The sequence below is a fragment of the Pantoea sp. GM_Pan_4 genome (assembly GCF_026541005.1).
Lineage (GTDB): Bacteria > Pseudomonadota > Gammaproteobacteria > Enterobacterales > Enterobacteriaceae > Pantoea > Pantoea dispersa.
Window position 1 is genome coordinate 57,509 of sequence record NZ_JALNUZ010000011.1, and the last position, 24,016, is coordinate 81,524.

General features: G+C 58.0%; 21 protein-coding genes and 1 tRNA gene. 9 read left to right on the plus strand and 13 right to left on the minus strand.

All coding sequences use genetic code 11. The annotated features are described in order from the left end of the window. Positions 1–48: 48 nt before the first annotated feature. The gene (locus OXR61_RS18925; RefSeq protein WP_021506880.1) at positions 49–1,086 is read right to left on the minus strand and encodes an acyltransferase; all 1,038 of its coding nucleotides are present in this window, start codon (positions 1,084–1,086) and stop codon (positions 49–51) included. Here OXR61_RS18925 and OXR61_RS18930 point away from each other — a divergent pair. Beyond that, positions 976–1,305, plus strand: a complete 330-nt coding sequence (locus tag OXR61_RS18930; protein WP_166712405.1) for a hypothetical protein — start codon at positions 976–978, stop codon at positions 1,303–1,305. The genes OXR61_RS18925 and OXR61_RS18930 overlap by 111 nt on opposite strands. Before the next feature lie 26 nt (positions 1,306–1,331). On the opposite strand, the gene OXR61_RS18935 is transcribed toward OXR61_RS18930, so the two are convergent. Continuing rightward, positions 1,332–2,408 (minus strand): EpsG family protein, encoded by a 1,077-nt coding sequence (locus tag OXR61_RS18935; RefSeq protein ID WP_223815726.1) that lies wholly within the window; start codon positions 2,406–2,408, stop codon positions 1,332–1,334. 490 nt (positions 2,409–2,898) lie between these two features. Between OXR61_RS18935 and OXR61_RS18940 the strand changes: the two genes are divergently transcribed. Further along, positions 2,899–3,642 carry an alpha/beta hydrolase gene (locus OXR61_RS18940; protein WP_309785754.1) on the plus strand — a complete coding sequence of 248 codons (744 nt, stop codon included), beginning with the start codon at positions 2,899–2,901 and terminating at the stop codon, positions 3,640–3,642. 215 nt (positions 3,643–3,857) lie between these two features. On the opposite strand, the gene OXR61_RS18945 is transcribed toward OXR61_RS18940, so the two are convergent. Then, positions 3,858–4,490 (minus strand): response regulator, encoded by a 633-nt coding sequence (locus OXR61_RS18945; RefSeq protein WP_021506876.1) that lies wholly within the window; start codon positions 4,488–4,490, stop codon positions 3,858–3,860. 399 nt (positions 4,491–4,889) lie between these two features. On the opposite strand from OXR61_RS18945, the gene OXR61_RS18950 reads away from it, so the two are divergent. Continuing rightward, entirely contained in the window at positions 4,890–5,354 is a 465-nt protein-coding gene (locus OXR61_RS18950) for an Rrf2 family transcriptional regulator (protein WP_021506875.1), read from the plus strand. A 12-nt stretch (positions 5,355–5,366) separates the two neighbouring features. Here the strand turns inward: OXR61_RS18950 and OXR61_RS18955 are convergent, their stop codons facing one another. Then, on the minus strand, positions 5,367–5,744 hold the full coding sequence (locus OXR61_RS18955) for a hypothetical protein (protein ID WP_021506874.1): 378 nt from the start codon (positions 5,742–5,744) through the stop codon (positions 5,367–5,369). 234 nt (positions 5,745–5,978) lie between these two features. On the opposite strand from OXR61_RS18955, the gene OXR61_RS18960 reads away from it, so the two are divergent. Then, a complete protein-coding gene (locus tag OXR61_RS18960) occupies positions 5,979–6,377 on the plus strand; it encodes a helix-turn-helix domain-containing protein (RefSeq protein ID WP_021506873.1) in 399 nt (132 codons plus the stop codon). Here OXR61_RS18960 and OXR61_RS18965 read toward each other — a convergent pair. The 6 genes from OXR61_RS18965 to xylF all read right to left on the minus strand — a co-directional run bounded on the left by OXR61_RS18965 (position 6,334) and on the right by xylF (position 12,344). Further along, the gene (locus tag OXR61_RS18965; protein ID WP_021506872.1) at positions 6,334–7,182 is read right to left on the minus strand and encodes an AraC family transcriptional regulator; all 849 of its coding nucleotides are present in this window, start codon (positions 7,180–7,182) and stop codon (positions 6,334–6,336) included. The genes OXR61_RS18960 and OXR61_RS18965 overlap by 44 nt on opposite strands. A gap of 20 nt (positions 7,183–7,202) precedes the next feature. Beyond that, positions 7,203–7,297 (minus strand) — tRNA-Sec (locus tag OXR61_RS18970). Positions 7,298–7,357: 60 nt separating this feature from the next. Next, on the minus strand, positions 7,358–8,536 hold the full coding sequence (gene xylR / locus OXR61_RS18975; protein ID WP_021506871.1) for a D-xylose utilization transcriptional activator XylR: 1,179 nt from the start codon (positions 8,534–8,536) through the stop codon (positions 7,358–7,360). Between the two features lie 93 nt (positions 8,537–8,629). Beyond that, on the minus strand, positions 8,630–9,811 hold the full coding sequence (xylH, locus tag OXR61_RS18980; protein WP_267412517.1) for a xylose ABC transporter permease XylH: 1,182 nt from the start codon (positions 9,809–9,811) through the stop codon (positions 8,630–8,632). After that, positions 9,804–11,324 (minus strand): xylose ABC transporter ATP-binding protein, encoded by a 1,521-nt coding sequence (locus OXR61_RS18985; protein WP_021506869.1) that lies wholly within the window; start codon positions 11,322–11,324, stop codon positions 9,804–9,806. The genes xylH and OXR61_RS18985 overlap by 8 nt, the downstream gene beginning before the upstream one ends. Positions 11,325–11,351: 27 nt before the next feature. Next, the gene (gene xylF, locus OXR61_RS18990; RefSeq protein ID WP_021506868.1) at positions 11,352–12,344 is read right to left on the minus strand and encodes a D-xylose ABC transporter substrate-binding protein; all 993 of its coding nucleotides are present in this window, start codon (positions 12,342–12,344) and stop codon (positions 11,352–11,354) included. A gap of 358 nt (positions 12,345–12,702) precedes the next feature. Here xylF and xylA point away from each other — a divergent pair, with 358 nt between their 5' ends. The 3 genes from xylA to OXR61_RS19005 all read left to right on the plus strand — a co-directional run bounded on the left by xylA (position 12,703) and on the right by OXR61_RS19005 (position 16,558). Continuing rightward, positions 12,703–14,025, plus strand: a complete 1,323-nt coding sequence (xylA, locus tag OXR61_RS18995) for a xylose isomerase (RefSeq protein ID WP_021506867.1) — start codon at positions 12,703–12,705, stop codon at positions 14,023–14,025. Positions 14,026–14,042: 17 nt separating this feature from the next. Continuing rightward, positions 14,043–15,485, plus strand: coding sequence for a xylulokinase (xylB, locus tag OXR61_RS19000; RefSeq protein WP_021506866.1), 1,443 nt, complete (start codon positions 14,043–14,045; stop codon positions 15,483–15,485). Between the two features lie 140 nt (positions 15,486–15,625). Further along, complete coding sequence (locus OXR61_RS19005; protein ID WP_021506865.1) at positions 15,626–16,558, plus strand: helix-turn-helix domain-containing protein; 933 nt, start codon at positions 15,626–15,628, stop codon at positions 16,556–16,558. Here OXR61_RS19005 and OXR61_RS19010 read toward each other — a convergent pair. Then, positions 16,543–17,538: an acyltransferase gene (locus OXR61_RS19010; protein ID WP_021506864.1), complete on the minus strand. Its 996-nt coding sequence runs from the start codon at positions 17,536–17,538 to the stop codon at positions 16,543–16,545. The genes OXR61_RS19005 and OXR61_RS19010 overlap by 16 nt on opposite strands. Positions 17,539–17,741: 203 nt before the next feature. On the opposite strand from OXR61_RS19010, the gene glyQ reads away from it, so the two are divergent. Together glyQ and glyS are read left to right on the plus strand one after the other, a co-directional pair. Next, positions 17,742–18,653 (plus strand): glycine--tRNA ligase subunit alpha, encoded by a 912-nt coding sequence (gene glyQ / locus OXR61_RS19015; RefSeq protein WP_021506863.1) that lies wholly within the window; start codon positions 17,742–17,744, stop codon positions 18,651–18,653. A 9-nt stretch (positions 18,654–18,662) separates the two neighbouring features. Next, entirely contained in the window at positions 18,663–20,732 is a 2,070-nt protein-coding gene (gene glyS, locus OXR61_RS19020; protein ID WP_021506862.1) for a glycine--tRNA ligase subunit beta, read from the plus strand. A 51-nt stretch (positions 20,733–20,783) separates the two neighbouring features. Here the strand turns inward: glyS and selB are convergent, their stop codons facing one another. Both selB and selA read right to left on the minus strand, forming a co-directional pair. Continuing rightward, positions 20,784–22,637, minus strand: a complete 1,854-nt coding sequence (selB, locus tag OXR61_RS19025) for a selenocysteine-specific translation elongation factor (protein ID WP_021506861.1) — start codon at positions 22,635–22,637, stop codon at positions 20,784–20,786. Then, positions 22,634–24,013 (minus strand): L-seryl-tRNA(Sec) selenium transferase, encoded by a 1,380-nt coding sequence (selA, locus tag OXR61_RS19030; RefSeq protein WP_021506860.1) that lies wholly within the window; start codon positions 24,011–24,013, stop codon positions 22,634–22,636. The genes selB and selA overlap by 4 nt, the downstream gene beginning before the upstream one ends. Positions 24,014–24,016 lie beyond the last annotated feature (3 nt).

Genomic DNA, 24,016 nt, shown 5'->3' on the forward strand with positions numbered 1-24,016 from the left:
GCGGTGGCGCTTTGGTGCAGGCGCGACGTGCGCCTGCATAATTAACGCTTAGTCGCGTGCAGCGGTGGGCGGCACAATCGACGGCTGAGCGTGATGGGTGCGCTTCAGGAAACGGCTCTCCAGCAAATTCCACGAGGTGTAAGCCAGCGCCAGCGTCATCACAATGGTCAGCCCCAGGCCAGCAAACGCGTTGGCATCGAACACACCGAAATGCTGCAGCACCTGAATAATCGGCCAGTGATAGAGGTACATGCCGTAAGAGAGATCGCCGTACTGGCTGATTTTTATCTCTTTACACAGGCTGGTGCAGAACAGAATCACTACCGCCGAAAACGCCACCGGCTCAACGATAAACGCGTAATCCGTGCTCTTGAACAGCAGGAACACCACCAGCGACACAATGGTGATCTCTTTCAGGCGGTCAAAGGTTGGCTGATGCACCGCCAGCAGGCTGCCAAAGAAGAAGTAGGACGACAGCGCAATAAACTGCTTGGCCAGCGTATCGGCTTTCGGGCCGCTGTACAGCGCGGTGAAGTAGAAGTACCAGGCGCAGGAGATAATAAAAATCACGCTCCACACTTTCAGCGGGCTTCGCTTCAGCAACGGCACGATAAAGGGCAGCAGCACGTAGAGTGTCAGCTCGGCTTTGATGGTCCACAGTGAACCATCCAGCGGCTGATTGGGGTTGTCGGTAAACACGCCCGGCAGCGACGGCTGAATAAAGTTAAGAAACGAGAAGTTGGCGACCAGATATTTAAGGGTTTCTTTATTTTTCAGGAAATCCATCAGCGGCAGGGTGGTAAGACACATGCCAATCACAAAACACATGATGATGGTGAAAATATAAGCCGGCAATATACGTTGCGCGCGCTTAATAAAATAGGACGTCAGCGATTTACTTCTTAAGTAACTTTTTGCAATAAGAAAACCACTTATTGCGAAAAATCCTTTGACGGCAAAATCACTATTGAGAAAATGCGCCAGGAAACGGATATCGGCGTTTCTCGTCACCTCAGCGGAATGCACCAGCATTACGATAAAGGCGAGGGAAAGTCGTACGATGTCAAAATTGTTTTTTTCGTTCATGTCAGCATTCTTTCATTGAGTGACGACGTGCCAGGAAAAGCCATGAAAGACTTTGCATGGTTGCTTCGGAATATTCTTATCACAGGTGTTCTGCGTGAGCAGATGCAATCTATTAGAATTTTAATCCACATAAAAAGCAAGCAATGTTCAGGACCAGTAAAATATTCGGATTTTCCCTGGATGACGATGAGAAAGGGCTTATTAATGAAAAAACGCTAACCAGTTGGCTAGCGTTATTTCTGGACCTAACGGAACAGCTGGAAGGTGCGTGACACCTCATAGCCGACAATCGACTGCTTGCTCGATACGGTGTTGTAGTAGAGATAGTACAGCACCATCAGAATGGTGACAGCCACGGCAAGCACCTTCTTCAGCTTCCGGGTTTCCCAGATACACAGCGAAATAAGCACCGGCTCAACCTGCAGCAAATAGTTCGCCAGACGACCACCAGAAGCGTAATCCTGTAGCGCCATCCTCAGGCCACTGCCGATGGCAAAAGTGATCACCAGAATGTAATAGGTATTAAACTTTTCCGGGTCGAAATTTTTAATTTTATCGCTCAGCAACATGTAGCTGAAGATAAAGACGAAGCCGATATTCTTCAGGTTCGACAGGGTCAGAATACCCTGTTCCTGGCGAGAATCGGCATCGGCATAGCCCATGGCCCTGTCGCCCAGCGCACCGAGGTGGCTGGAGAGCGCGGCGATCAGCGCCGAACTGCCGAGAAACGCCAGCGGCAGACTGGCGACCACGATGGCAATCGGGATGTATTTGTTTTTACGTACAATCATCGCCAGCGGAATCAGCAGCGCGACAATCGCGGTGGCGTGGCTGATAAACGACAGGATGAAGGTGGTGATCATGCCAGACTTGCTGCGCCGCGACATGTGCCAGACGAAGCCCATTAAAAACGCCGAACATAAACCGAAGCGAATCTGGTTCATGTCTTTGTTGATAAACAGGTGCGCAGAGTAGACGGCGAGGGCCACCAGCGGCAACGGTGTCAGCTTACGGAAGTAGTGCGCGTTGACACCAACAGCGATGACCGCGAAGACAAAGATGAAAATGTCCGGATTAGCGGTAAAGATGCGTGTCGCACCGGCAATGGCGTAAATGGCTGGTTCATAACGGAATTCCACGACCGCACGCCAGAAACCTTCGATAATAATTTTATCGATAAACTGGGCATAGAAGTCGCGATACTGGAAGTCATCAAGGCCGGTTCCCAGGCCACGAATACCGCCAAAAGTAAAAAGTACTACAACGGCAACAAAATAAAGCCACGTCCTGATTTGCGCTGTGTTTTCATTTTTACTTAACATGATTTCGACAATAGCGACGAAAGTCAGGCTAAGACTTATGATCCAGTAAATTCCCATGGTCACAGATTCTTATAGTTTAAAATTCACTTATAACATACGGCCTTGTTAACGTAAACATGAGAAAAGTCTAATTTTTCCTGGTCCGATATTATATTGAATAGGTTTTGCCATATTTATTTGCTACCGTTTCCACAGACATTTTTCGATGAGTATGTTTTTTTCATTATCTCGCGGGGAGCCGGAGCGTCACTGAGCGATTTTATCCGTTCAGTTTGACTTTTGTTGCTGTTTTTATTCAGGATTTGGAGCCAGTGCGATGAGAGGGTTGCGGATATTTAGCCTGTTTTTTTTACTGTATCTTCCGGCCGCGTTTGCCAATAAGGAAATTCCGATCTGGCCAAATGAAGTGTCAGCAAATAATAAATTTATTAATTTTAGTAAAAACCCGGCCATTAATAACCGGGCTGTTACCCACGTCGATGCGCCACAAATGATTTATGTTCCGGCAACAGGAAAAAATAATCATGCGGCGGTGCTAATCATTCCCGGTGGGGGTTTTTCTTATATTATGAAAGATCTTGAAGGGCTGGATGTGGCCAATGTGCTCAGCCAGCAGGGCTATGCTTCATTTGTGTTAATTTATCGTCTGCCACACGACGGTTCAGCGCAGTATCGCCAGCAGGCTTTTGCCGATACCCAGCGAGCGCTGCGGCTGATTCGGGCCAATGCGCAGCAGTACCAGGTAGCGCCTGACCGCATTGGCGTGATGGGCTTTTCCGCCGGTGCCTTTCTCGCCGCTAATCTGAGCAACACTCCCGATGAAGCTAACTATCAGGCCGTCGATGCGCAGGATAAGGTGTCGGCGCGCCCGGATTTCAGCGCCCTCATCTATCCGGTGCTGTCGCTGAAACAGGGCGTGACCCACCCAGGCACGCGCGCGGCGCTGTACGGTAAAGATCTCAGTGCCCAACAAATGGCACAGCTTTCGCAGGAAGACCGCGTCAGCGCACACACGCCGCCGACTTTTCTGGTACAGGCGCTGAACGACGGTACCGCCTCACCGCAAAACGCGCTGGGCATGTTCAGCGCACTGCGGCAGAACAAGGTTAACGTGGAGCTGCACCTGTTCCAGCAGGGCGGTCATGGCTTTGGCACCGGCCAGAAGCAACATCTGCCAGTGCAAAACTGGCTCACCCTGTTCCACGCCTGGCAAAGCAGCCTGGTGAAGCGGTAAGCGCCGCGGTAACGCAGATGCCGCAGAGGAAACGGAATTCCTCCCTGGGCAGTTATACGGTGTCTGCCAGCTCACCGTCGGTTAGCCTGGCAAGGATTTGATGATAACTGCTGCACGGCAACTTACCGATCAACACACGGTTATGGTTACCGGCCTGAGCGAGAGGGTGAGCGCTACGTCAAACGGCTGTGTCTCGATAACTCTTTGCAGACGATTTATGAGGCTTCCATTTGATTGCGATGCACGAAAGCAAATAAATCACTCATGGTTTTGCAGTGCAGTTTATCCATTAACCGGCTTTTATAAGTGCTGACGGTTTTATTACTGACGCCCATCCGCGCTGCGATGCGCATATTATTCAGGCCCTTAATGATGTGATGAAAAACCTGAAACTCCTGTGGTGACAATGATTCAATCATTTTTTTCTCCGCCTGCGTGCTTTCCTGCTCCATTTGCTGCATAAAACCGCCCAGCGGGAAATAACCATAACCACGTTGTGTCGCCTGAATAGCACTGGCGATCTCTGGCATATCGGTTTTTTTACTGACAAAGCCATTGGCACCGCTGCGCAGGCTCTGCACAGCATACACGTTTTCATTTTTCCCGGAGATAACAATGATTTTTCCTGGAAAACTCTGATCGCGCAACGACTTAACCACTTCAATTCCGTCCAGCGACGGCAGGTCGATATCAATGATGACGATATCCGGCTGCTGCTGCTGAATCAGCGTTACCGCTTCCCGGCCATCGGCGCTTTCGGCCAGCACCGTATGTCCATTTTGTTCCAGCAAATAACGAACGGCCATCCGCGCGATCGGATGGTCATCAACCACAACGACCTGAGCCATAGTTAACCTTTTCCTGATGAGTGAATGACAGGTCAAAATTTAGCCGCTCGTTGAATTATATATATTGCGTATGATCAAGAACAATAAAATAATTGTTTGTAGTCTATGTCCTACAAGATTAAATTAATTATAAAAGGGAAATGGTTATTCCGCCTGGAGGAGTTATCTTTCCTGGTGGGAAATAAATATTCCCTTTCTTTCACTCAGTTCATTAATTAATTAACTGATGCCCAATCGCCTTTTCACCGTAATTTCTTTTACTGTGGCGGTCTGCCTTTTCCCATTTGGCAGCCTGATTAACGCGGATGCCTGGTCAGGGCGCCATCAACCCTCAGCCGGGATAAATTGTTGCCGCCAGCATGGTTTGCTACAGTAGCGGGAATTTCAGAGGAAACGTCCATGCCACGCGATAACCGCCTGTCCCGCTCGCTGCACGCGCTCATTCATCTTGATCGTCACGTTAAACGCGCTACTTCCGATGCCATGGCAAAAATGCTCGGCACCAACCCGGTGGTGGTGCGTCGCATGATGTCAGGGCTGCGTGAAAAGGGGTATCTGGTGTCGGAAAAGGGGCACGGCGGCGGCTGGGAGCTGCGCGCGGACCTGCGCGATATCACGCTGCTGGATGTGTACCAGGCCATCGGCTCACCGGCGCTGTTCAGCATTGGCCCGGCGGCCGATCCTTCGCCCTGCCTGGTGGAACATGCGGTAGACGCCCGGCTCGACCAGGCGCTGGGTGAAGCCGAAGCGTTACTGCTGCAGCGCTTTAGCCAGATTACCGTGGCGGACATCGCCGAAGATTACCTGCAAAAAATGGCCAGCCTCGGGCTGGATCCGCACACCTTTCCGCGCTGCAGCGACTAACCCGCGCGGCCGTTAATCCTGCTTCTGCAATTTGATCTGCGCGTCATGCTTCATCACATGCGTGGTGACGGCGGCCTGAAACACTTTAAACATCATACCGCTGACAAACGTGGTCAGCGTCAGCGTAATGAAGGCTGTCATGATCCAGTCGACCAGCGGCCAACCGCTGTTCAGCAGCGTTGGGTGATAAATCAGCATCGCGGCAAACACCACCCAATGGCTCAGGCAATAGAAACAGTGAAACAGATGACCGAGCAAGGCGTGTTTGCGTGCGGTCCAGGCGCGCAAACCGGCAAACAGTTCGGTCTGCGTCATGGTCATCGCGATGCTGGCTGAGGCCAGCGCAATCGCCAGGCACACACCCGTGTCAGAGAGTAAAAAGGCATGCATAGATTTTCTCCTTTGTGACGATCCGCGCAGCGGAAAGAACGGCTGCTTATTTATCATGTAACTTACAATATTACATGATGTGCACTGGCGCAACAGCGTGTTATCCCCCGCCGGAGTAGTGACAAGTAAATTGGCGAGTTATCGCTATTTATTGGCTTTATACGCAAACACAGCCAGTCGTCCTGTTTTTACAATGTCGCAGATTGAGTCGTACCACGGCATCAGGAGGAGAGGATGGATATTCACGCAGCCTTTATGCATCAGCTGATGATGTGGATAGAGGCGAATATCGAACAAAAGCTCATGCTGGAGACGGTCGCACAGCGGGCCGGTTATTCGCAGTGGCATTTGCAGCGGCTGTTCCGCAGCTACACTGGCGTGGCGCTGGGAGCCTATATCCGTGAACGTAAGCTAACGGCTTCCGTCATCACCCTGCTCAGCAGTAATACGTCGCTGATGCAGATTGCGCTGCAGTTTGGCTTCGATTCACAGCAAACCTACTGCCGCACCTTTCGGCGCATGTTTGACCTGCCGCCGGGCGCGTTTCGCCGCAAATACCGGCACAGCCTGCCACCGATTGACGGTCCGGCTAGCCTGCTGATGCTGCATTCGCAGAGTCGGCTGGCGTCGTAAAGTATTTGCCTGGCGTTGAGCCGAAGGCGGCGCGAAACGCGCTGATATAGCTGCTGACGCTGTCGAAGCCCACCTGCCAGGCAACCTGCTGCACGCTGTGGCCTGCCGCCAGCCCTTCCAGCGATTTCAGCAGGCGCGATACCTGACGATATTTACTCAGGCTCATGCCAACCGCGCTGGACCAGTGGCGACTCAGGCTGCGCGCGCTCAGACCAGCCCACTGCGCCAGCTCCGGTCCGGTGCGGGTATCTGTCGGATCGTCCATCAGCAGGCGTGCAATCTGCCGCAGTCGCGGCTCTTCCGGCAACGGCAGCGTGAGTTCCTGCGGCGTGGATTCGTACAGTTCATCAAGAAACACCTGACCCAACCGGGCATAGCGCGCGCTGCTCCACAGTTCAGGCTCCAGCACCGCCAGCCGTTCTGCCAGCGGTTCCAGCACGGTCGGACAGGAGAGCAAGACCGGACGATCCGGCAGCGGCGCGGCCAGCGCTTCGTCAATCAGTACCGTCCAGCCCAGCACGCGCCCCGGCCCGACAAGGGCATGGTCAAACCACGGCGGAATCCAGCCGACCAGCCGCGGCGGATTAGCAAAAATGCCCGACGAGGTGTTCACCGTCATCAATCCCTGGCGCAGACAAAACAGCTGACCGGCGGCATGACGATGCGTGCGTCGCTCGCGATCCAGCTCCTTCGACAGTGACACGGCAATGACTTTGGGCGCATCCGGTCGCATCAGCCGCTGGCGCAGCTCTTCCTTACGCGGATCGCCAGAGAACGGAAGGTTGTCGGATGGATGGATGAGCATGGCTGGGCCTGAGTGGTGAGTGGCGGAAGATCACAGGAGTCGAACCTGCCCGGGACCGCTGGCGGCCCCAACCGGATTTGAAATCCGGCCGCCTCACCGGAGACGACGATCTTCCTTTGAAGATGCCGCGCAGTATAGCGGCAATTGGCGGCAAAATCTTGATCGCAGCGGGGCGTTATTGCACCTTCTCGCCGTGATGCTGCCGATACTCCTTTGGCGTAGTGGCGTAGCTTTTTTTAAACACCGAATAGAAGTACTGCAGGGAAGGATAGCCGCACATCTGCGAAATTTCATTAATATTCAATGAAGAGCAGGCCAGCAGTTCACGCGCTTTTTCCAGCTTTTCGCGGTGAATCATGGCGTGAATGGTATCGCCGGTCTCATCGCGAAAACGCTTTTCCAGATTGGAGCGCGACATGCCAATCGCATCCAGCACCTGTTCGACCTTGATGCCTTTACAGGCGTTAAAGCGGATGTAATGCATCGCCTGAATCACCGCCGGATCGCGCAGCGAGCGAAAATCGGTAGAGCGGCGGGCAATGACTTTTACCGGCGGCACCAGAATGCGTTGCAGCGGCAGCGTTTGCCGATCGAGCAGGCGATGCAACAGCTTGGCGGCCTGATAACCCATCTGGCGCGTGCCCTGGGCTACCGAAGAGAGCGCCACGCGGGACAGATAGCGCGTCAGCTCTTCGTTATCGATACCGATTACGCTGAGCTTCTCCGGCACCGGAATTTTCAGGTGTTCACAGGCCTGCAGCAAATGACGCGCACGCGCGTCGGTCACCGCGATAATGCCGGTCTGCGGCGGTAGCGTTTGCAGCCAGTCGGCGAGGCGGTTTTGCGCGTGCTGCCAGTTTTCCGGCGCGGTTTCCATCCCCTGATACACCACGCCCTGATAGCGCTCGCGCATCACCAGCTGGCGAAACGCCTGCTCGCGCTCCTGCGCCCAGCGTTTGCCGCTGGCGGCGGGCAGGCCGTAAAACGCAAAGCGATGAATGCCTTTCTCTTTCAGGTGCAGAAAGGCACTCTCCACCAGCGCAGCGTTGTCGGTGGCGATGTAGTGCACCGGCGGATAATCCTGCTGCCGGTGATAAGAGCCACCAACGCCGACAATCGGCACCGGCACATTGCTGAGCAGGCTCTCGATTGAGCTGTCGTCGTAATCCGCAATGACGCCGTCGCCCAGCCATTCGCGGATATTGTCGATGCGGCAGCGGAAATCCTCTTCAATGAAGATATCCCAGTCGGTTTGCGAAGCCTGCAGATACTCGCCGACCCCTTCCACCACCTGGCGGTCATACACTTTGTTGGCGTTAAACAGCAGCGTAATACGGTAACGTTTTTCGTGCATCGTGGCGCGCTCCCTTAAACCTGTTGCGCATTGCATAGCACGGCGGAAAAGGCAGCAGAAATTGTTTGCGCCACATTGTGATCGCCCACGCGATTACACCCGGCGGCGCGTGGCCGTATCCATCCACACCGCCAGCAGTAAAATCGCCCCTTTAACGATGTACTGCCAGAAGGTCGGCACGTCCATCATGCTCATGCCGTTATCCAGAGACGCCATGATGAAGGCGCCCATCACCGCGCCGGCCACCGAACCGACGCCGCCCGCCAGGCTGGTGCCGCCAATCACGCAGGCAGCGATGGCGTCCAGTTCGGCAATATTGCCCGCCGAGGGCGAGCCAGCACCAAGACGTGAGCTGAGGATCAGGCCGGCGAGAGCCACCATGACGCCGTTGATGGCGAACACCGCCAGCTTGGTGCGCGCCACGTTGATACCCGACAGGCGCGCCGCATCAATGTTACCGCCGATGGCGTAAATCCGTCGTCCGAAGGCGGTGCGCGTGGCCATAAACATGCCGCCGAGCAGCAGCAGTGCCAGCAGCAGGACCGGTGTCGGCACGCCGCGGTAATCGTTCAGTAACCAGATGGCACCCAGCACCAGAACAGCGGTAATCGCCTGGCGTGCCACCGTGCCGCTGGCAGCTGGTTGTGATAACCCCAGCTGCTGGCGACGCAGCCGCAGCCGCCATTGCCAGAGAATAAACAGTGCCAGACCGGCGAAGCCGAAGCCAAAGCCAACGCCGCCCGGCAAATAGCTTTGCCCGATCTGCGACATTGCTGGCGTCGTTGGCGCAACGGTGGTGCCATCGGTAATACCAACCAGAATGCCGCGAAACGCCAGCATGCCCGCCAGCGTGACGATGAACGAAGGCACTTTACGGTACGCGACCCACCAGCCATTCCAGGTGCCCAATAACAGGCCAAGCACCAGCGTTACCACGATGGTCAGCGGCAGCGGCCAGCCGAGCCAGACGTCAAAGATGGCCGCGGCACCGCCCAGCAGGCCCATCATCGAACCGACGGAAAGGTCGATCTCCGCCGAGATAATGACAAACACCATGCCCACCGCGAGGATGCCGGTGATGGCGGTCTGGCGCAGCAGGTTAGAGACGTTGCGTGGGCTAAGCCAGGCACCGTCGGTGGTCCAGGTGAAGAACAGAGCGATAAGCACAATCGCTCCCAGCATCACCAGCACCTGCAGATTGAAGCGCGGAAACTTGCCCGGCGCTGGCTTGCCCGGGGTACCGGGCAGGCTCTGGCTACTTTCAGTTTTAAGCATAATGTTCGCTCCGCAGGGCAGCTTCCATGACCTGCTCCTGAGTCAGGTTGTCGTTAATCAGATCGGCTTTGATTTGCCCTTCGTGCATCACCAATACGCGGTCACTCAGACCCAGCACTTCAGGCAGTTCGGAGGAGATAACAATCACCGCGATGCCCTGCTGCACCAGCGCGTTAATCAGCAGATAGATCTCCTGGCGAGCGCCGACGTCGATGCCGCGCGTCGGTTCGTCCAGAATCAAAATGCGCGGATTGAGCAGCAGGCATTTGGCGAGGATCGCTTTTTGCTGATTACCACCGCTGAGGCGGCCAATCGCCAGCTCGGGTGAGGAGGTTTTGACACGCAGACGGCGGATAGCATCATTGATCGCCTGCTGCTCCTGTGCTTCATCCAGCGTGGAGAAGCGATGGCTGTATTGATCCAGCGCGGCCAGCGTGATGTTTTTCCCCACGCCCATCAGTGGCACGATGCCATCTTTTTTCCGGTCCTCCGGCACCATGGCGATGCCGTGCGCAATCGCGGCCCGGCAATCGTCGATCTTCACCTGGTGGCCATCAATCCAGATTTCGCCCTGCCAGCGACCGGGCCAGACACCAAACAGGCACTGGACCGTTTCGGTGCGTCCTGCACCCACCAGCCCGGCAATACCGAGAATTTCGCCGCGCTTCAGGCTGAACGACACATTATTGACGCGGCGCACGTGGCGGTTGACCGGATGCCAGGCGGTGAGGTTTTCCACTTTCAGTACCGTTTCGCCGATCTCGTGTGGCTGGTGCGGATAGAGTGCGGTGAGTTCGCGGCCCACCATCATCGTGATGATGTCATCTTCACTCAGCCCGGCCGCTGGCCGTGTGGCGATGTGCTGGCCATCGCGAATCACACAGATGGTATCCGAAATTGCTTTGACCTCATTAAGCTTGTGGGAGATGTAGATGCAGGCAATACCGTGCTCGCGCAGGTTAGTGATAATCCCAAGCAGCACTTCGGTTTCCTGTTCGGTGAGCGACGAGGTCGGCTCATCAAGGATCAGCAATCGCACCTGCTTATTCAGCGCCCGCGCGATCTCTACCAGCTGCTGCTGGCCGAGGCCGAGCTCGCCAACTTTAGTGGCAGGCGAAACGTTAAGTTTGACCCGCTCCAGCAGCTGCTGGCAGCGCAGCGTCATGGTTTCATCATCGACCATACCGAAGCGACCGAGCTCGGCACCGAGGAATATGTTCTCCATGACCGTAAGCTGCCGCACCAGCGCCAGTTCCTGATGAATAATCACAATGCCTTTGCGCTCGGTGTCGCGGATGGTTTGTGCCTCGATGCGATCGCCGGCAAAGCGAATTTCGCCGTCAAATTCGCCGTGCGGGTAAAGCCCGCACAGCACTTTCATCAGCGTCGATTTGCCCGAGCCGTTCTCACCGCACAGCGACATGACTTCACCGGCTTCGAGCCGCAGGCTGACGGCATCCAGCGCTTTCACCGCGCCGAAGCGCTTGGTGATGTTGTTCATTTCCAGCAGCATCGATCTGCTCCTTCGCGTTTCAGGCGCTTAGAGTTCGCTCTGTTTGTGGAAGCCGTCTTTCACCACGGTGCTTTCAATGTTGTCTTTGTTGACCGGAATCGGCTTCAGCAGGCGCGACGGGACATCTTTCAGGCCATTATTCAGCTTGCTGTTGCTGGCGGGGGTTTTGCCATCGCCCAGTTCCACCGCAATTTTTGCCGCTTCGGTGGCAAGTTCGGTGATGGGTTTGTATACCGTCATGGTTTGCGTGCCGTTCATGATGCGTTTGATGGCGGCGAGATCGGCATCCTGACCGGAAATGGCGACTTTGCCCGCCAGTCCCTGCGCGCTCAGCGCCTGAATGGCCCCACCGGCGGTGGCATCGTTGGAGGCAACGACGGCATCAATGTGGTTGCTGTTAGCGGTCAGCGCGTTTTCCATGATTTTCAGCGCATTCTCTGGCAGCCAGGCATCGACCCACTGATCGCCCACCACTTTGATGCTGCCGTTATCGATGTAAGGTTTTAACACTTTCATCTGGCCGGCACGGAACAGGCGTGCGTTATTATCCACCGGCGAGCCGCCCATCAAAAAGTAGTTCCCTTTAGGTACCTGTTTAACCAGACTTTCGGCCTGCAGTTCGCCGACTTTTTCATTATCAAACGAGATATAAAAATCGATGTCGGCATTATTAATCATGCGGTCATAAGCGAGGACTTTAATGCCTTCGCGTTTCGCTTCGGCCACCACATTACTCAATACCTGACCGTTATAAGGAATGATGACCAGCACATCGACACCGCGGTTGATCATATTTTCAATCTGCGAGATTTGCGTCTCTTCATTGCCGTTGGCCGACTGGACAAATACTTTGGCCCCAGACTTTTCCGCCTGGCTGACAAAAATGTCCCGGTCTTTCTGCCAGCGTTCCAGACGTAAATCATCGATCGCCATACCGATTTTCACTTCTTTCGCCAGCCCGGCGTGGCTGAACAGGGCCAGTGCAGCGCTGAGGGCTAACAGCGTGTGTCTCATTTTCATCATGGTCATCCTGTAGGTTGAGGCTATTGTCGTTGTAAGGCTATGAACCAGGGCGGATGAATTGTTGCCCCGCGACGTGAACAACATCAATTACTGATTTTTATCCTGCTATTACGTTTTTTTGTTTATTTTTGATTCTTTGAGCGCGATCGAAATTTTACGCGGCCATCTGTTAAATCTTGCAGCGGCGCTGCGCGCCGGCACGCGATGTAATTAAATGCATGGATTTGCGAGCTGCCGCACAAATAATAATTATCTTAAGTTCAGTGTGAAATATCGTAATTGAGCTGAACGCTTACGCCTCCGCAAAATAACGCTTCACTGCTGACCATTCGGGTCTGATGCTAAGGAGCACAACATGCACGCTTATTTCGACCAGCTTGAGCGCGTTGGTTATGAAGGGGCCAATACCACTAACGCACTGGCGTTTCGTCATTACAATCCGCAGGAAGTGATTCTGGGTAAAACCATGGCGGAACACCTGCGTTTTGCCGCCTGTTACTGGCACACGTTCTGCTGGAACGGGGCGGATATGTTCGGCGTGGGTGCCTTTGATCGCCCGTGGCAGAAAAATGGCGATGCGCTGCAGCTGGCGAAGCTCAAGGCAGATGTCGCGTTCGAGTTCTTTTACAAACTCAACGTGCCCTATTACTGCTTCCATGATGTCGATGTGTCACCGGAAGGTGATTCGCTGCGCAGCTACCAGGAAAACCTGGCGGTAATGACCGATAAGCTGCTGGAAAAACAGCAGGAAACCGGCGTCAGATTGCTGTGGGGCACCGCGAACTGCTTTACGCATCCCCGCTATGCGGCCGGCGCGGCGACCAGCCCGGATCCGGAAATTTTCGCCTGGGCAGCCAGCCAGGTGTGCAGCGCGATGCAGGCGACGCAGACGCTGGGCGGTGAAAACTATGTGCTGTGGGGCGGACGCGAAGGGTACGAAACGCTGCTGAATACCGATTTGCGGCAGGAGCGCGAGCAGATCGGGCGCTTCATGCAGATGGTGGTGGAGCACAAGCATAAAATCGGTTTCCAGGGGATGCTGCTGATTGAGCCGAAGCCGCAGGAGCCGACTAAACACCAGTACGACTTTGATGTCGCGACGGTCTACGGTTTCCTCCGGCAGTTTGGCCTGGAAAAAGAGATCAAAGTGAATGTGGAATCCAACCATGCCACGCTGGCGGGTCACTCTTTCCATCATGAAATTGCGACGGCGATTGCGCTGGGCATCTTCGGTTCAGTCGATGCCAACCGCGGTGACAGCCAGTGCGGCTGGGATACTGACCAGTTCCCGAACAGCGTCGAAGAAAACGCGCTGGTGATGTACGAAATCCTCAAAGCGGGCGGGTTCACCACCGGCGGCTTAAACTTTGATGCCAAAGTACGGCGCCAGAGCACCGACAAATACGATCTGTTTTATGGCCACATCGGCGCGATGGATACCATGGCGCTGGCGCTGAAAGTGGCGGCGCGTATGGTGAGCGATGGTGAGCTGGATAAGCGTGTGGCGCAGCGCTATAGCGGCTGGAATGGTGAGTTCGGTCAGCAAATTCTGAAAGGCGAGTTTTCTCTTGCCTCGCTGGCGGCGCATGCTCAGCAGCAGCAACTCAATCCGCAGCATCGCAGCGGACGCCAGGAGCAGCTGGAAAATCTGGTGAATCACTATCTGTATAATTTCTAATCCATCGGGAGCGAAGCATGGTTATCGGGATCGATTTAGGCACCTCCGGCGTTAAAGTGGCGCTGCTGGATGCGCACGGCCAGGTTCAGGCAACGGCCAGCACGCCGCTGCAGGTGACGCGTCCGCAGCCGCTATGGAGCGAACAGGATCCCGAAAGCTGGTGGCAGGCCACCGATAGTGCCATGCAGGCGCTGGCGCAGCAGCACGATTTACGCCACGTCAGCGCCATCGGCTTTAGCGGCCAGATGCACGGCGCGACGCTGCTGGACGCCGCGCATCAGGTGCTGCGTCCGGCGATATTGTGGAACGACGGGCGCAGTAGCGTGCAGTGTCACGAGCTGGAGCAGCGCGTGCCGTCGTCGCGTCAGATTACCGGCAACCTGATGATGCCGGGTTTTACCGCGCCCAAATTGTTGTGGGTGCAGCAACATGAACCGGCGATATTTGCGCAGGTAGCAAAAGTGCTGCTGCCGAAAGATTATCTGCGCTGGCGGATGAGCGGCGATTTCGCCACCGATATGTCAGATGCGGCGGGAACGATGTGGCTGGATGTGGCACAGCGCGACTGGAGCGATGCAATGCTGGCGGCGTGCGGGCTGAACCGCAGCCACACGCCGCAGCTGTTTGAGGGCAACCAGATTACCGGCACGCTGCTGCCGGAAATTGCGGCACGCTGGGGGATGGAGCCGGTGCCGCTGGTGGCCGGCGGCGGCGACAATGCGGCTGGCGCCGTGGGCGTTGGCATGGTTGAGCCAGGGCAGGGCATGCTGTCGCTCGGCACCTCCGGCGTCTATTTTCTGGTGAGCGAAGGCTATCTCAGCAATCCGCAACGCGCCGTGCACAGTTTCTGTCATGCGCTGCCGCAGCGCTGGCATCTGATGTCGGTGATGCTGAGTGCCGCCGCCTGTCTGGACTGGGCCGCTGCGCTGACCGGCTGCGATGATGTGCCGCACCTGCTGGCCGAAGCTGAACGCGCCAGCGCGCAGGCCACGCCGGTGTGGTTTTTGCCTTACCTTTCCGGCGAGCGCACGCCGCACAATAATCCGCAGGCACAGGGAGCTTTCTTTGGCCTGACGCACCAGCACGGCCGGCCGGAACTGGCGCGCGCGGTGCTGGAAGGCGTGGGCTTTGCGCTGGCGGAAGGCATGGATGCGGTGCATGAGTGTGGCGTACTGCCCAACGCGGTGATGCTGATTGGCGGTGGTGCGCGCAGCGCGTACTGGCGGCAGATGCTGGCGGACATCAGCGGACTGACGCTGGATTATTGTCACGGTGGCGAGGTGGGACCGGCACTCGGTGCCGCGCGCCTGGCGCAGCTGGCGGTGGACCCGGCCAGCGAATGGCCGGCACCGGCGTTAGTGCAGCGCCATCAGCCGGACGCCGCGCAGCATCAGGCCTATCAGCCGCGCCGTGCGCGCTTTGCGCAGCTATACCAGCAGCTGTTGCCACTGATGTCCTGATTTGGCTGAAGCATGGCCGGATGAGGTCGTAAGGCGTGAGCAGAGTCGGGTATGATGGGAAGAATCGATGAAGATACGTGGCCGGATTTGGCTGCGCATCTTCACCCATCGTTATCCCTTCATCGCCTGAGGAGCCCACCATGCCGCAGCCCGTCTATTTTCTTGTCCTGCCGGGCGTCATGGCGCTCGACCTCACCGGGCCGGCAGAGACGCTGCAGCTGGCGGGCGGACATTTTGCGCTGCACTACATCGGCCCGCAGGCGAGCGTCACCTGCTCGACCGGCATGACCATTGCAGATATTGCACCGCTGCCCGCCACGCTACCCGATAACAGTCTGCTGATTGTGCCCGGCGTGTTCGATTCCCGCATCTGGTTCGATACCGGGGCTGCCGGGCAGGCGCGCGACTGGCTGCGCCAGCAACGCAGCGCGATTCATTCGCGGCGCATTACACTTGTGTGTATTTGCTCCGGCGCGCTGCTCTCCGCGCAGGCTGGCCTGCTGGATGGCGTACAGTGCACCACGCACCATGATGTGTTGCCGCGCCTGAAAGCTGCCGCGCCGGCTGCGCTGGTGAAAGACAACCGCGTGTTTGTGGAAGATGCCGGCATCTGGACCAGCGCGGGGATTACTGCGGGTATCGATCTGGCGCTGCACCTGATCAACCGTCTGTGCGGCGCGCGGCAGGCGCTAACGGTGGCGCGGGAGATGGTGGTGTGGTTCCGCCGCTCGGGTGACGATCCGCAACTGTCGCCATGGCTGCGTTATCGTAATCATCTGCATCCGGCGATTCATCGCGCGCAGGACGCGATGATTGCACATCCGGAACATGACTGGTCGCTGGGCGCGCTGGCCGAACGCGCCCATGTCAGCGAGCGCCATCTGACACGCCTGTTTCGCCAGCATCTGGGTATCAGCGTGCGGGAATATCACGAGCAGCTGCGGCTGGTGATTGCGCGCCAGCGCCAGCAGCAGGGGGAAGCGGCGGAGAAAGCGGCACTGGCCGCCGGCTTCTCCTCGGCACGCCAGCTGCGCCGCGCCCGGCAGCGCTGGGACGATCAGCTCACCAGATGATACTTGTCCACGCGTTTCAGCACCATCGCCAGCAGCAGGCTACCCAGCAGGGTTACGCCAAAGACCCACGGCAGATCGAGCCACGGCCGCGACATATCGTCGTAATGATGGGTACGCAGATAGTGAATGAACAGCGCATGGAAACCATAAATCGGCAGCGAATAGCGTGAAATGGTCGCCAGCAGCGGCAGCGGCCGGTGGTTCAGCACATTTTTAAACAGCACCAGCAGGCTTATCGCCGCGATAAACACCAGTGGGCCACAGTAAAGATACCAGGTGTCATTAAACGCGCCGTTAATCTTCAGCATCTGTCTGGTGCCAAGTGCGATACCGATGACGCAGGCGATAAAACTCAGCCCGGCCAGCCAGCTGATGCCGCGCCTGTCGGTATCCATCACGCCAATCGCCCGTCCAAGCAGCGCGTACAGCAGGTAGTAAATCGAGTCGCCGCTGACATACAGATTGACCGGCAGCCAGTGGAACGGTCCCAGCGACTGGCTGACGGTGTTCGGATTAGCGATCACCGCGAGGATCAGCACCAGCAGCGCCACATAGCGCGGCGGCACGTTTTTCACCTGAATCAGCGGAGACAGCAGGTAGATGCCGATAATGGCGAAGAAGAACCACAGATGGTAGAACACCGGCTTCTGCAATAGCTTCAGCAGCGATCGGCCTTCGCTGATTGGCGTCAGCCAGGTGATGTAGGCCAGCGCGACGGCGCTGTAGAACAGCAGGCACAGCACAATGCGCAGCAGATGGCGGCCCTGCGCGCTGCGTTCGCCAAAGAACAGATAACCGGAAATCATGAAGAACAGCGGCACGCAGACGCGCGAAGCCGAGTTAAGCAGATTGGCGACGTCCCAGCTGGGTCCGGTGACTGCCATCGGTCCGGTGATGTACCAGGTAGTGGTGTGAATGACGATCACCATCAGACAGGCGACCGCGCGTAAGTTATCAATCCAGCAGATTTTTTGCGACATGGCTTCCTCGTGCGTACTCCGTGCGAAGAAGGGTAGCCAGTGCACAGCGGGCCAACAACCCCGCAGCCTGGATTTCGGAGCTCTCTGTTAACCGCCGCACAACCGTGGCCGTCTGCGCCAGGATTTCCGGCTGCACAATGCGCGGTCAAAGGGTATACTGTCGCACTCTTTTTAAATCCACCCGTATCGCGTGCGAATTCAACATGCAAAAGTTTGATACCAAGACCTTTCAGGGCCTGATCCTGACCTTGCAGGATTACTGGGCGCGTCAGGGCTGCACCATCGTCCAGCCGCTGGACATGGAAGTGGGCGCTGGCACTTCTCACCCTATGACTTGCCTGCGTGCTCTCGGGCCAGAGCCAATGGCGAGCGCCTATGTGCAGCCTTCGCGCCGTCCCACCGATGGCCGCTACGGTGAAAACCCGAACCGTTTACAGCACTACTACCAGTTCCAGGTGGTGATTAAGCCGAACCCGGACAACCTTCAGGAGCTGTACCTCGGATCGCTGAAAGAGCTCGGTATCGACCCTGGCGTGCATGACATTCGCTTCGTCGAAGATAACTGGGAAAACCCGACGCTGGGTGCCTGGGGTCTCGGCTGGGAAGTGTGGCTGAACGGCATGGAAGTCACGCAGTTCACCTACTTCCAGCAGGTCGGCGGCCTGGAGTGTAAGCCGGTGACCGGCGAGATCACCTACGGTCTGGAGCGCCTGGCGATGTACATCCAGGGCGTGGACAGCGTGTACGATCTCACCTGGAGCGACGGCGCGTTCGGCAAAACCACCTACGGTGACGTGTTCCACCAGAACGAGGTGGAGCAGTCGACCTATAACTTTGAGTACGCCGACGTCGATTTCCTGTTCAGCTGCTTCGAGCAGTATGAAAAAGAGGCACAGCAGCTGCTGGCGCTGGAAAAACCGCTGCCGCTGCCGGCTTATGAGCGCATTCTCAAAGCCGCGCACAGCTTCAACCTGCTTGATGCGCGCAAGGCGATCTCGGTAACCGAGCGCCAGCGCTATATCCTGCGTATCCGCACCCTGACGAAAGCCGTGGCGGAAGCCTATTATGCCTCCCGCGAGGCGCTCGGCTTCCCTATGTGCAACCGTAATAAGTAAGAGGCAGCCATGACCGATAAAACTTTCCTGGTGGAAATTGGCACCGAAGAGTTGCCTCCGAAAGCCCTGCGCAGCCTGGCAGAAGCCTTTGCTGCGCACTTTACCGCTGAGCTCGACAGCGCCGGTCTGGCGCACGGCGACGTCAGCTGGTTCGCGGCACCGCGTCGTCTGGCGCTGAAGGTGGCACAGCTGGCGGCCGCGCAGCCCGATCGCGAAGTAGAAAAGCGCGGCCCGGCCGTCGCTGCGGCGTTTGATGCCGAAGGCAAGCCGACCAAAGCGGCAGAAGGCTGGGCACGTGGCAACGGCATTACCGTAGAGCAGGCTGAGCGTCTCAGCACTGACAAAGGCGAGTGGCTGGTGCATCGTGCTGCGGTAAAAGGCGAAAGCGCGCAGGCGCTGCTGCCGGCGATGGTCGCGACCGCGCTAAGCAAGCTGCCGATTCCAAAACTGATGCGCTGGGGCGCCAGCGACGTGCAGTTCGTGCGTCCGGTGCACACCGTGACGCTGCTGCTGGGTGATGAGCTGATTCCGGCCACCATCCTCGGTATTCAGTCCGATCGCGTTATTCGCGGCCATCGCTTCATGGGCGAGCCGGAGTTGACGCTGGACAATGCCGATCAATATCCGCAGCTGCTGCAGGAGCGCGGTAAAGTGATCGCCGATTACGCCACGCGTAAAGCCAAAATCAAAGCCGATGCCGAAGCTGCCGCGCAGCAGCTGGGTGGTAAAGCCGACCTGAGCGACAGCCTGCTGGAAGAGGTGGCTTCGCTGGTGGAGTGGCCGGTGGTGCTGACGGCGAAGTTTGAAGAGAAGTTCCTCGCGGTACCGGCTGAAGCGCTGGTGTACACCATGAAAGGGGATCAGAAATACTTCCCGGTGTACGCCGAAGACGGCCAGCTGCTGCCCAACTTCATCTTCGTCACTAACATTGAATCGCGCGATCCGCAGCAGATCATTGCCGGTAATGAAAAAGTGGTGCGTCCGCGTCTGGCCGATGCCGAGTTCTTCTTCAACACCGACCGCAAAAAGCGTCTGGAAGATAACCTGCCGCGTCTGGAAACCGTGCTGTTCCAGAAAGAGCTGGGTACGCTGCGTGACAAAACCGACCGTATTCAGGCACTGGCCGGCTGGATTGCCGCGCAGATTGGCGCTGATGTCAATCACGCCACGCGCGCCGGCCTGCTGTCGAAGTGCGACCTGATGACCAATATGGTGTTCGAGTTCACCGACACCCAGGGTGTGATGGGCATGCACTACGCGCGCCACGATGGCGAAGCGGAAGATGTGGCGGTCGCACTTAACGAGCAGTACCAGCCGCGTTTCGCCGGTGACGATCTGCCGTCCAGCCCGGTGGCCTGTGCTGTGGCGATTGCCGACAAAATGGATACCCTGGCCGGTATCTTCGGCATCGGACAGCATCCGAAAGGCGATAAAGACCCGTTTGCGCTGCGTCGTGCCGCGCTGGGCGTGCTGCGTATCATCGTTGAGAAGAACCTGCCGCTCGATCTGCAAACCCTGACGGAAGAAGCGGTGCGCCTGTACGGTAGCAAGCTGAGCAACGCCAGTGTGGTTGATGATGTCATCGACTTCATGCTGGGTCGTTTCCGCGCCTGGTATCAGGAAGAGGGCCACAGCGTTGACACCATTCAGGCGGTGCTGGCGCGTCGTCCAACCCGTCCGGCCGATTTCGATGCACGTATGAAGGCGGTTTCGCACTTCCGTACGCTGGAAGCGGCCTCGGCGCTGGCGGCGGCTAACAAGCGCGTGTCGAATATCCTGGCGAAAGCCACCGAAACCCTGAACGACAGCGTGCAGGCGTCCCTGCTGAAAGAGAACGCTGAAATTCAGCTGGCGACCTTTGTCACCGCGCTGGGCGACAAACTGCAGCCGTACTTTGCGGAAGGCCGCTATCAGGATGCTCTGGTGGAGCTGGCGCAGCTGCGCGAAGCGGTGGATAACTTCTTCGAAAACGTCATGGTGAATGCCGATGACGAAGCGGTGCGTATCAATCGCCTGACGCTGCTGGCGCAACTGCGCGAGCTGTTCCTGCAGGTGGCGGACATTTCGCTGCTGCAGTAAGCGATGGGCAGAAGTGAACCGAAGGGACGAGCAATCGTCCCTTTTTTTGTTTCAGGCGGCAGAAGGTGTGAACAGGCGCGCGTCGCGCAGCAGGTGATCGTTACCGCGACGGCGGGTAAAGCCGCTGCGGTCAAAGAATTCCAGAATCTGCACTGCGACTTTGCGGCCGGTACCCAGCTGGTTGCGGAAGTCGGCGGCGCTGGTGCTGCCTCCGGCGGCCGCGCGCTGACGAATCAGATCGGCGAAGATCTGGATCTGCGCGCTGCGGTAGTAGCGATCGCGCACGATCGCCGTGATATGGCCGAGACGCGCCGCGGTGAGCAATAAACCGCGAATCTGCTCTTCATCCTGCTGCAGCGCATCGGCAATGTCGCGCACCCACAGCGGCTGGTCGCTGAACAGCGGCTCGACCTGCTGCCACAGCGTGGCTTCCTGCGGATTAAAGCGCGGCGCGAAGTCGGGCAGGTGCAGCCAGCCCTGTTTCTGCCGCAGCTCGCCTTGTGCCAGCATCTGGTCGATTAATCCCGGCACCAGCGGTGCTGGCGCATGCGGCAGCGCCACACGGCGCAGGCGATCGTGGCCGATGCCCGGCAGCTCCGGATGCTGCTGGTGGAAGGCGCTCAGCGCTTCCCGTAAACGCTGCTGCCAGGCGCTGGCCATTGTGTCGCTCATCAGGCTGACACCCAGCCGCGCCGGATTCAGCGGCAGCAGCAGCGCGTCCAGCGCCGGCGCAGTGAGCTGACGCGCCCAGCCGAGCTCGTCATACGCGGCCGGTTGATACGCCAGATGCGCCTGCAGGCTGGCGCTGTCATCGCGCGCCGCGGCCAGCTGCTGTAGCCACTGCAGATAGTCCGGCTGGCGTTTACCGCGCTTTTTGCTGTCGCACAGCAGTACGCGTCCGCCGCCCAGCGTGTGCTGCGCATTGCTGTCGCGGATAATTATCCGATCGTTTTCCGCCAGCCACAGCGGCTGGCTGAGCACCAGTTCAGCCACATCGTCCGTGAGCTGCGTTAAGCGGCCGGTGACGTGGCTGGCCGCGTGATGCAGATGCACCGGCTGTGAGGCCGTTTTCAGCGGTTGCAGCAGGCGCAGTGCAACGATCAGCCGCTGCGTGCCGGCGGGACGTGGCTGCGCCAGCAGCCAGTCGCCGCGCGTAATCTGTGCCTTCTCCACGTCACCGACGATATTCAGCGCGATGCGCTCGCCCGCCTGGGCGCGCGTCACTGGCTGGTTCTGCGCATGCAGCGCCCGCACGCGCAGCGGCAGGTTCAGGCTGCTGAGCCACAGCGTGTCGCCCACCCTGACTTCACCGCTCAGCGCGGTGCCGGTGACCACCAGCCCGGTGCCTTTCAGCGTGAAAGCGCGGTCGATGGCGAGCCGGAAACGGCGGCCAGGCTCAAACGCCGGTGCATACAGGCTGCTGAGGTGCTGGCGCAGCGTTTCAATGCCCTGCAGCGTATGGCTGCTGGTAACAAACTGCGCTGCCGCTGGCCAGCCGAGCTGCTGCGTGAGCTGTGCGACCTGCTGCTGCACCTCTGCGATGCGTGCGGCGTCAACGCGGTCGGCTTTGGTCAGCGCCACGCTCAGCGGCGGCTGTGCGGCGAGGCTCAGCAGCTGTAAATGCTCACGCGTCTGCGGCATCACGCCATCGTCACAGGCCACCACCAGCAGCGCATGATGGATGCCGCCGATGCCGGCCAGCATGTTGGCGAGAAATTTTTCATGGCCAGGCACATCAATGAAGCCCAGCGTGCGGCCATCGGGCTGCGGCCAGTAGGCATAACCGAGATCGATGGTCATGCCGCGCCGTTTCTCTTCCGGCAGGCGATCGGCATCAACACCGGTCAGGGCCTGCAACAGCGCAGTTTTACCGTGATCGACATGTCCGGCCGTGGCAATAATCATGGTACTAAGGTCCGTATCAGGGCGGCTTCGTCATCAAGGCAGCGTAAATCCAGCCACAGTTTGCCCTCCTGCAGGCGGCCAATCACCGGGCGTGCCAGCTGGCGCCAGCGCTGCGCCAGGGCGTTGAGCTGGCTGCCGTGACCGTCGCGTGGCGTGAAGGTGATAGCAAAGCTGGGCAGCCGTTCGACCGGCAGCGAACCGCTGCCAATTTGCGAGGAACAGGCGGCGATCGCCAGCGAAAAATCGGCGCTGAAGGCGTGCTTCAGCGCCGGCATCAGACGTTCGGCCTGTTGCAGAATATCGTGCGCGCTACGCGTCAGCAGGCGCAGTGTCGGCAGCGCCTCATGCAGGGTTTCCGGCTGACGGTAGAGCTGCAGTGTCGCTTCCAGCGCCGCCAGCGTCATTTTATCGACGCGCAGTGCGCGCTTCAGCGGATGCTGTTGCAGCTGGTCAATCAGCGCTTTTTTGCCGACGATAATCCCGGCCTGCGGGCCACCCAGTAGTTTGTCACCGGAGAAACTCACCAGGCTCACGCCGGCCGCAATCAGCTGCTGCGGCATCGGTTCAGGCGGCAATCCGTACGTCGTCATATCCACCAGCGAACCGCTGCCGAGATCGCTGATCACCGGCAGGCCGTGCGCGTCGCCTAACTGCACCAGCTCGGCTTCAGGCACGGCATGGGTAAAGCCCTGAATCTGGTAATTACTGGTATGTACCTTCATCAGCAGGCCGCTATCCCCGCCGATGGCGCCGCGATAATCCTTCAGATGGGTGCGATTGGTGGTGCCGACCTCCACCAATCGGCAGCCCGCCTGGCGCATCACGTCAGGGATACGGAATGCGCCGCCGATCTCCACCAGTTCGCCGCGAGACATAATCACGTCGCGGCCCGCTGCCAGGCTGGCCAGCATCAGCAGCACCGCAGCGGCGTTGTTATTGACGATACAGGCAGCTTCGGCGCCGGTTAGTTCGCACAGCAGTGCGCTGACTGCGCGATCGCGATGGCCGCGCGCCGCGTCGTCCAGCGCATACTCCAGCGTTACCGGCTGGCGCAAACAGGCGCTGACCGCCGCGATTGCGCGATCGCTGAGCTGCGCGCGCCCGAGATTGGTGTGCAGCACGGTGCCGGTCAGGTTAAACACCGGGCGCAGCGCGCTTTGCTGCTGCTGCTGCGCGCGGCGCAGCGCTTCATCCGGCCAGCTGGCGTGCCAGTGCGGTAACGATTGATGTTGCTGAATGTGGTCGCGCGCCTCCTGCTGCATGCCGCGAAGCTGGCGCGTGATAAAGGCGGTACCGGATTGTTCCAGCAGCGGCTGCAGCGCCGGATCGCGCAGCAGGCTGTCGATGGCAGGGAGCTGACTGTAGAGGGCTTTCATCAC

What these genes read in the sequence shown, in the direction of transcription:
- OXR61_RS18930 (WP_166712405.1), top strand. Translation starts at nt 976, where the DNA reads ATGCGCCAGGAAACGGATATCGGCGTTTCTCGTCACCTCAGCGGAATG.
- OXR61_RS18925 (WP_021506880.1), bottom strand. Translation starts at nt 1,086, where the DNA reads ATGAACGAAAAAAACAATTTTGACATCGTACGACTTTCCCTCGCCTTT.
- OXR61_RS18935 (WP_223815726.1), bottom strand. Translation starts at nt 2,408, where the DNA reads ATGTTAAGTAAAAATGAAAACACAGCGCAAATCAGGACGTGGCTTTAT.
- OXR61_RS18940 (WP_309785754.1), top strand. Translation starts at nt 2,899, where the DNA reads ATGATTTATGTTCCGGCAACAGGAAAAAATAATCATGCGGCGGTGCTA.
- OXR61_RS18945 (WP_021506876.1), bottom strand. Translation starts at nt 4,490, where the DNA reads ATGGCTCAGGTCGTTGTGGTTGATGACCATCCGATCGCGCGGATGGCC.
- OXR61_RS18950 (WP_021506875.1), top strand. Translation starts at nt 4,890, where the DNA reads ATGCCACGCGATAACCGCCTGTCCCGCTCGCTGCACGCGCTCATTCAT.
- OXR61_RS18955 (WP_021506874.1), bottom strand. Translation starts at nt 5,744, where the DNA reads ATGCATGCCTTTTTACTCTCTGACACGGGTGTGTGCCTGGCGATTGCG.
- OXR61_RS18960 (WP_021506873.1), top strand. Translation starts at nt 5,979, where the DNA reads ATGGATATTCACGCAGCCTTTATGCATCAGCTGATGATGTGGATAGAG.
- OXR61_RS18965 (WP_021506872.1), bottom strand. Translation starts at nt 7,182, where the DNA reads ATGCTCATCCATCCATCCGACAACCTTCCGTTCTCTGGCGATCCGCGT.
- xylR (WP_021506871.1), bottom strand. Translation starts at nt 8,536, where the DNA reads ATGCACGAAAAACGTTACCGTATTACGCTGCTGTTTAACGCCAACAAA.
- xylH (WP_267412517.1), bottom strand. Translation starts at nt 9,811, where the DNA reads ATGCTTAAAACTGAAAGTAGCCAGAGCCTGCCCGGTACCCCGGGCAAG.
- OXR61_RS18985 (WP_021506869.1), bottom strand. Translation starts at nt 11,324, where the DNA reads ATGCTGCTGGAAATGAACAACATCACCAAGCGCTTCGGCGCGGTGAAA.
- xylF (WP_021506868.1), bottom strand. Translation starts at nt 12,344, where the DNA reads ATGAAAATGAGACACACGCTGTTAGCCCTCAGCGCTGCACTGGCCCTG.
- xylA (WP_021506867.1), top strand. Translation starts at nt 12,703, where the DNA reads ATGCACGCTTATTTCGACCAGCTTGAGCGCGTTGGTTATGAAGGGGCC.
- xylB (WP_021506866.1), top strand. Translation starts at nt 14,043, where the DNA reads ATGGTTATCGGGATCGATTTAGGCACCTCCGGCGTTAAAGTGGCGCTG.
- OXR61_RS19005 (WP_021506865.1), top strand. Translation starts at nt 15,626, where the DNA reads ATGCCGCAGCCCGTCTATTTTCTTGTCCTGCCGGGCGTCATGGCGCTC.
- OXR61_RS19010 (WP_021506864.1), bottom strand. Translation starts at nt 17,538, where the DNA reads ATGTCGCAAAAAATCTGCTGGATTGATAACTTACGCGCGGTCGCCTGT.
- glyQ (WP_021506863.1), top strand. Translation starts at nt 17,742, where the DNA reads ATGCAAAAGTTTGATACCAAGACCTTTCAGGGCCTGATCCTGACCTTG.
- glyS (WP_021506862.1), top strand. Translation starts at nt 18,663, where the DNA reads ATGACCGATAAAACTTTCCTGGTGGAAATTGGCACCGAAGAGTTGCCT.
- selB (WP_021506861.1), bottom strand. Translation starts at nt 22,637, where the DNA reads ATGATTATTGCCACGGCCGGACATGTCGATCACGGTAAAACTGCGCTG.
- selA (WP_021506860.1), bottom strand. Translation starts at nt 24,013, where the DNA reads ATGAAAGCCCTCTACAGTCAGCTCCCTGCCATCGACAGCCTGCTGCGC.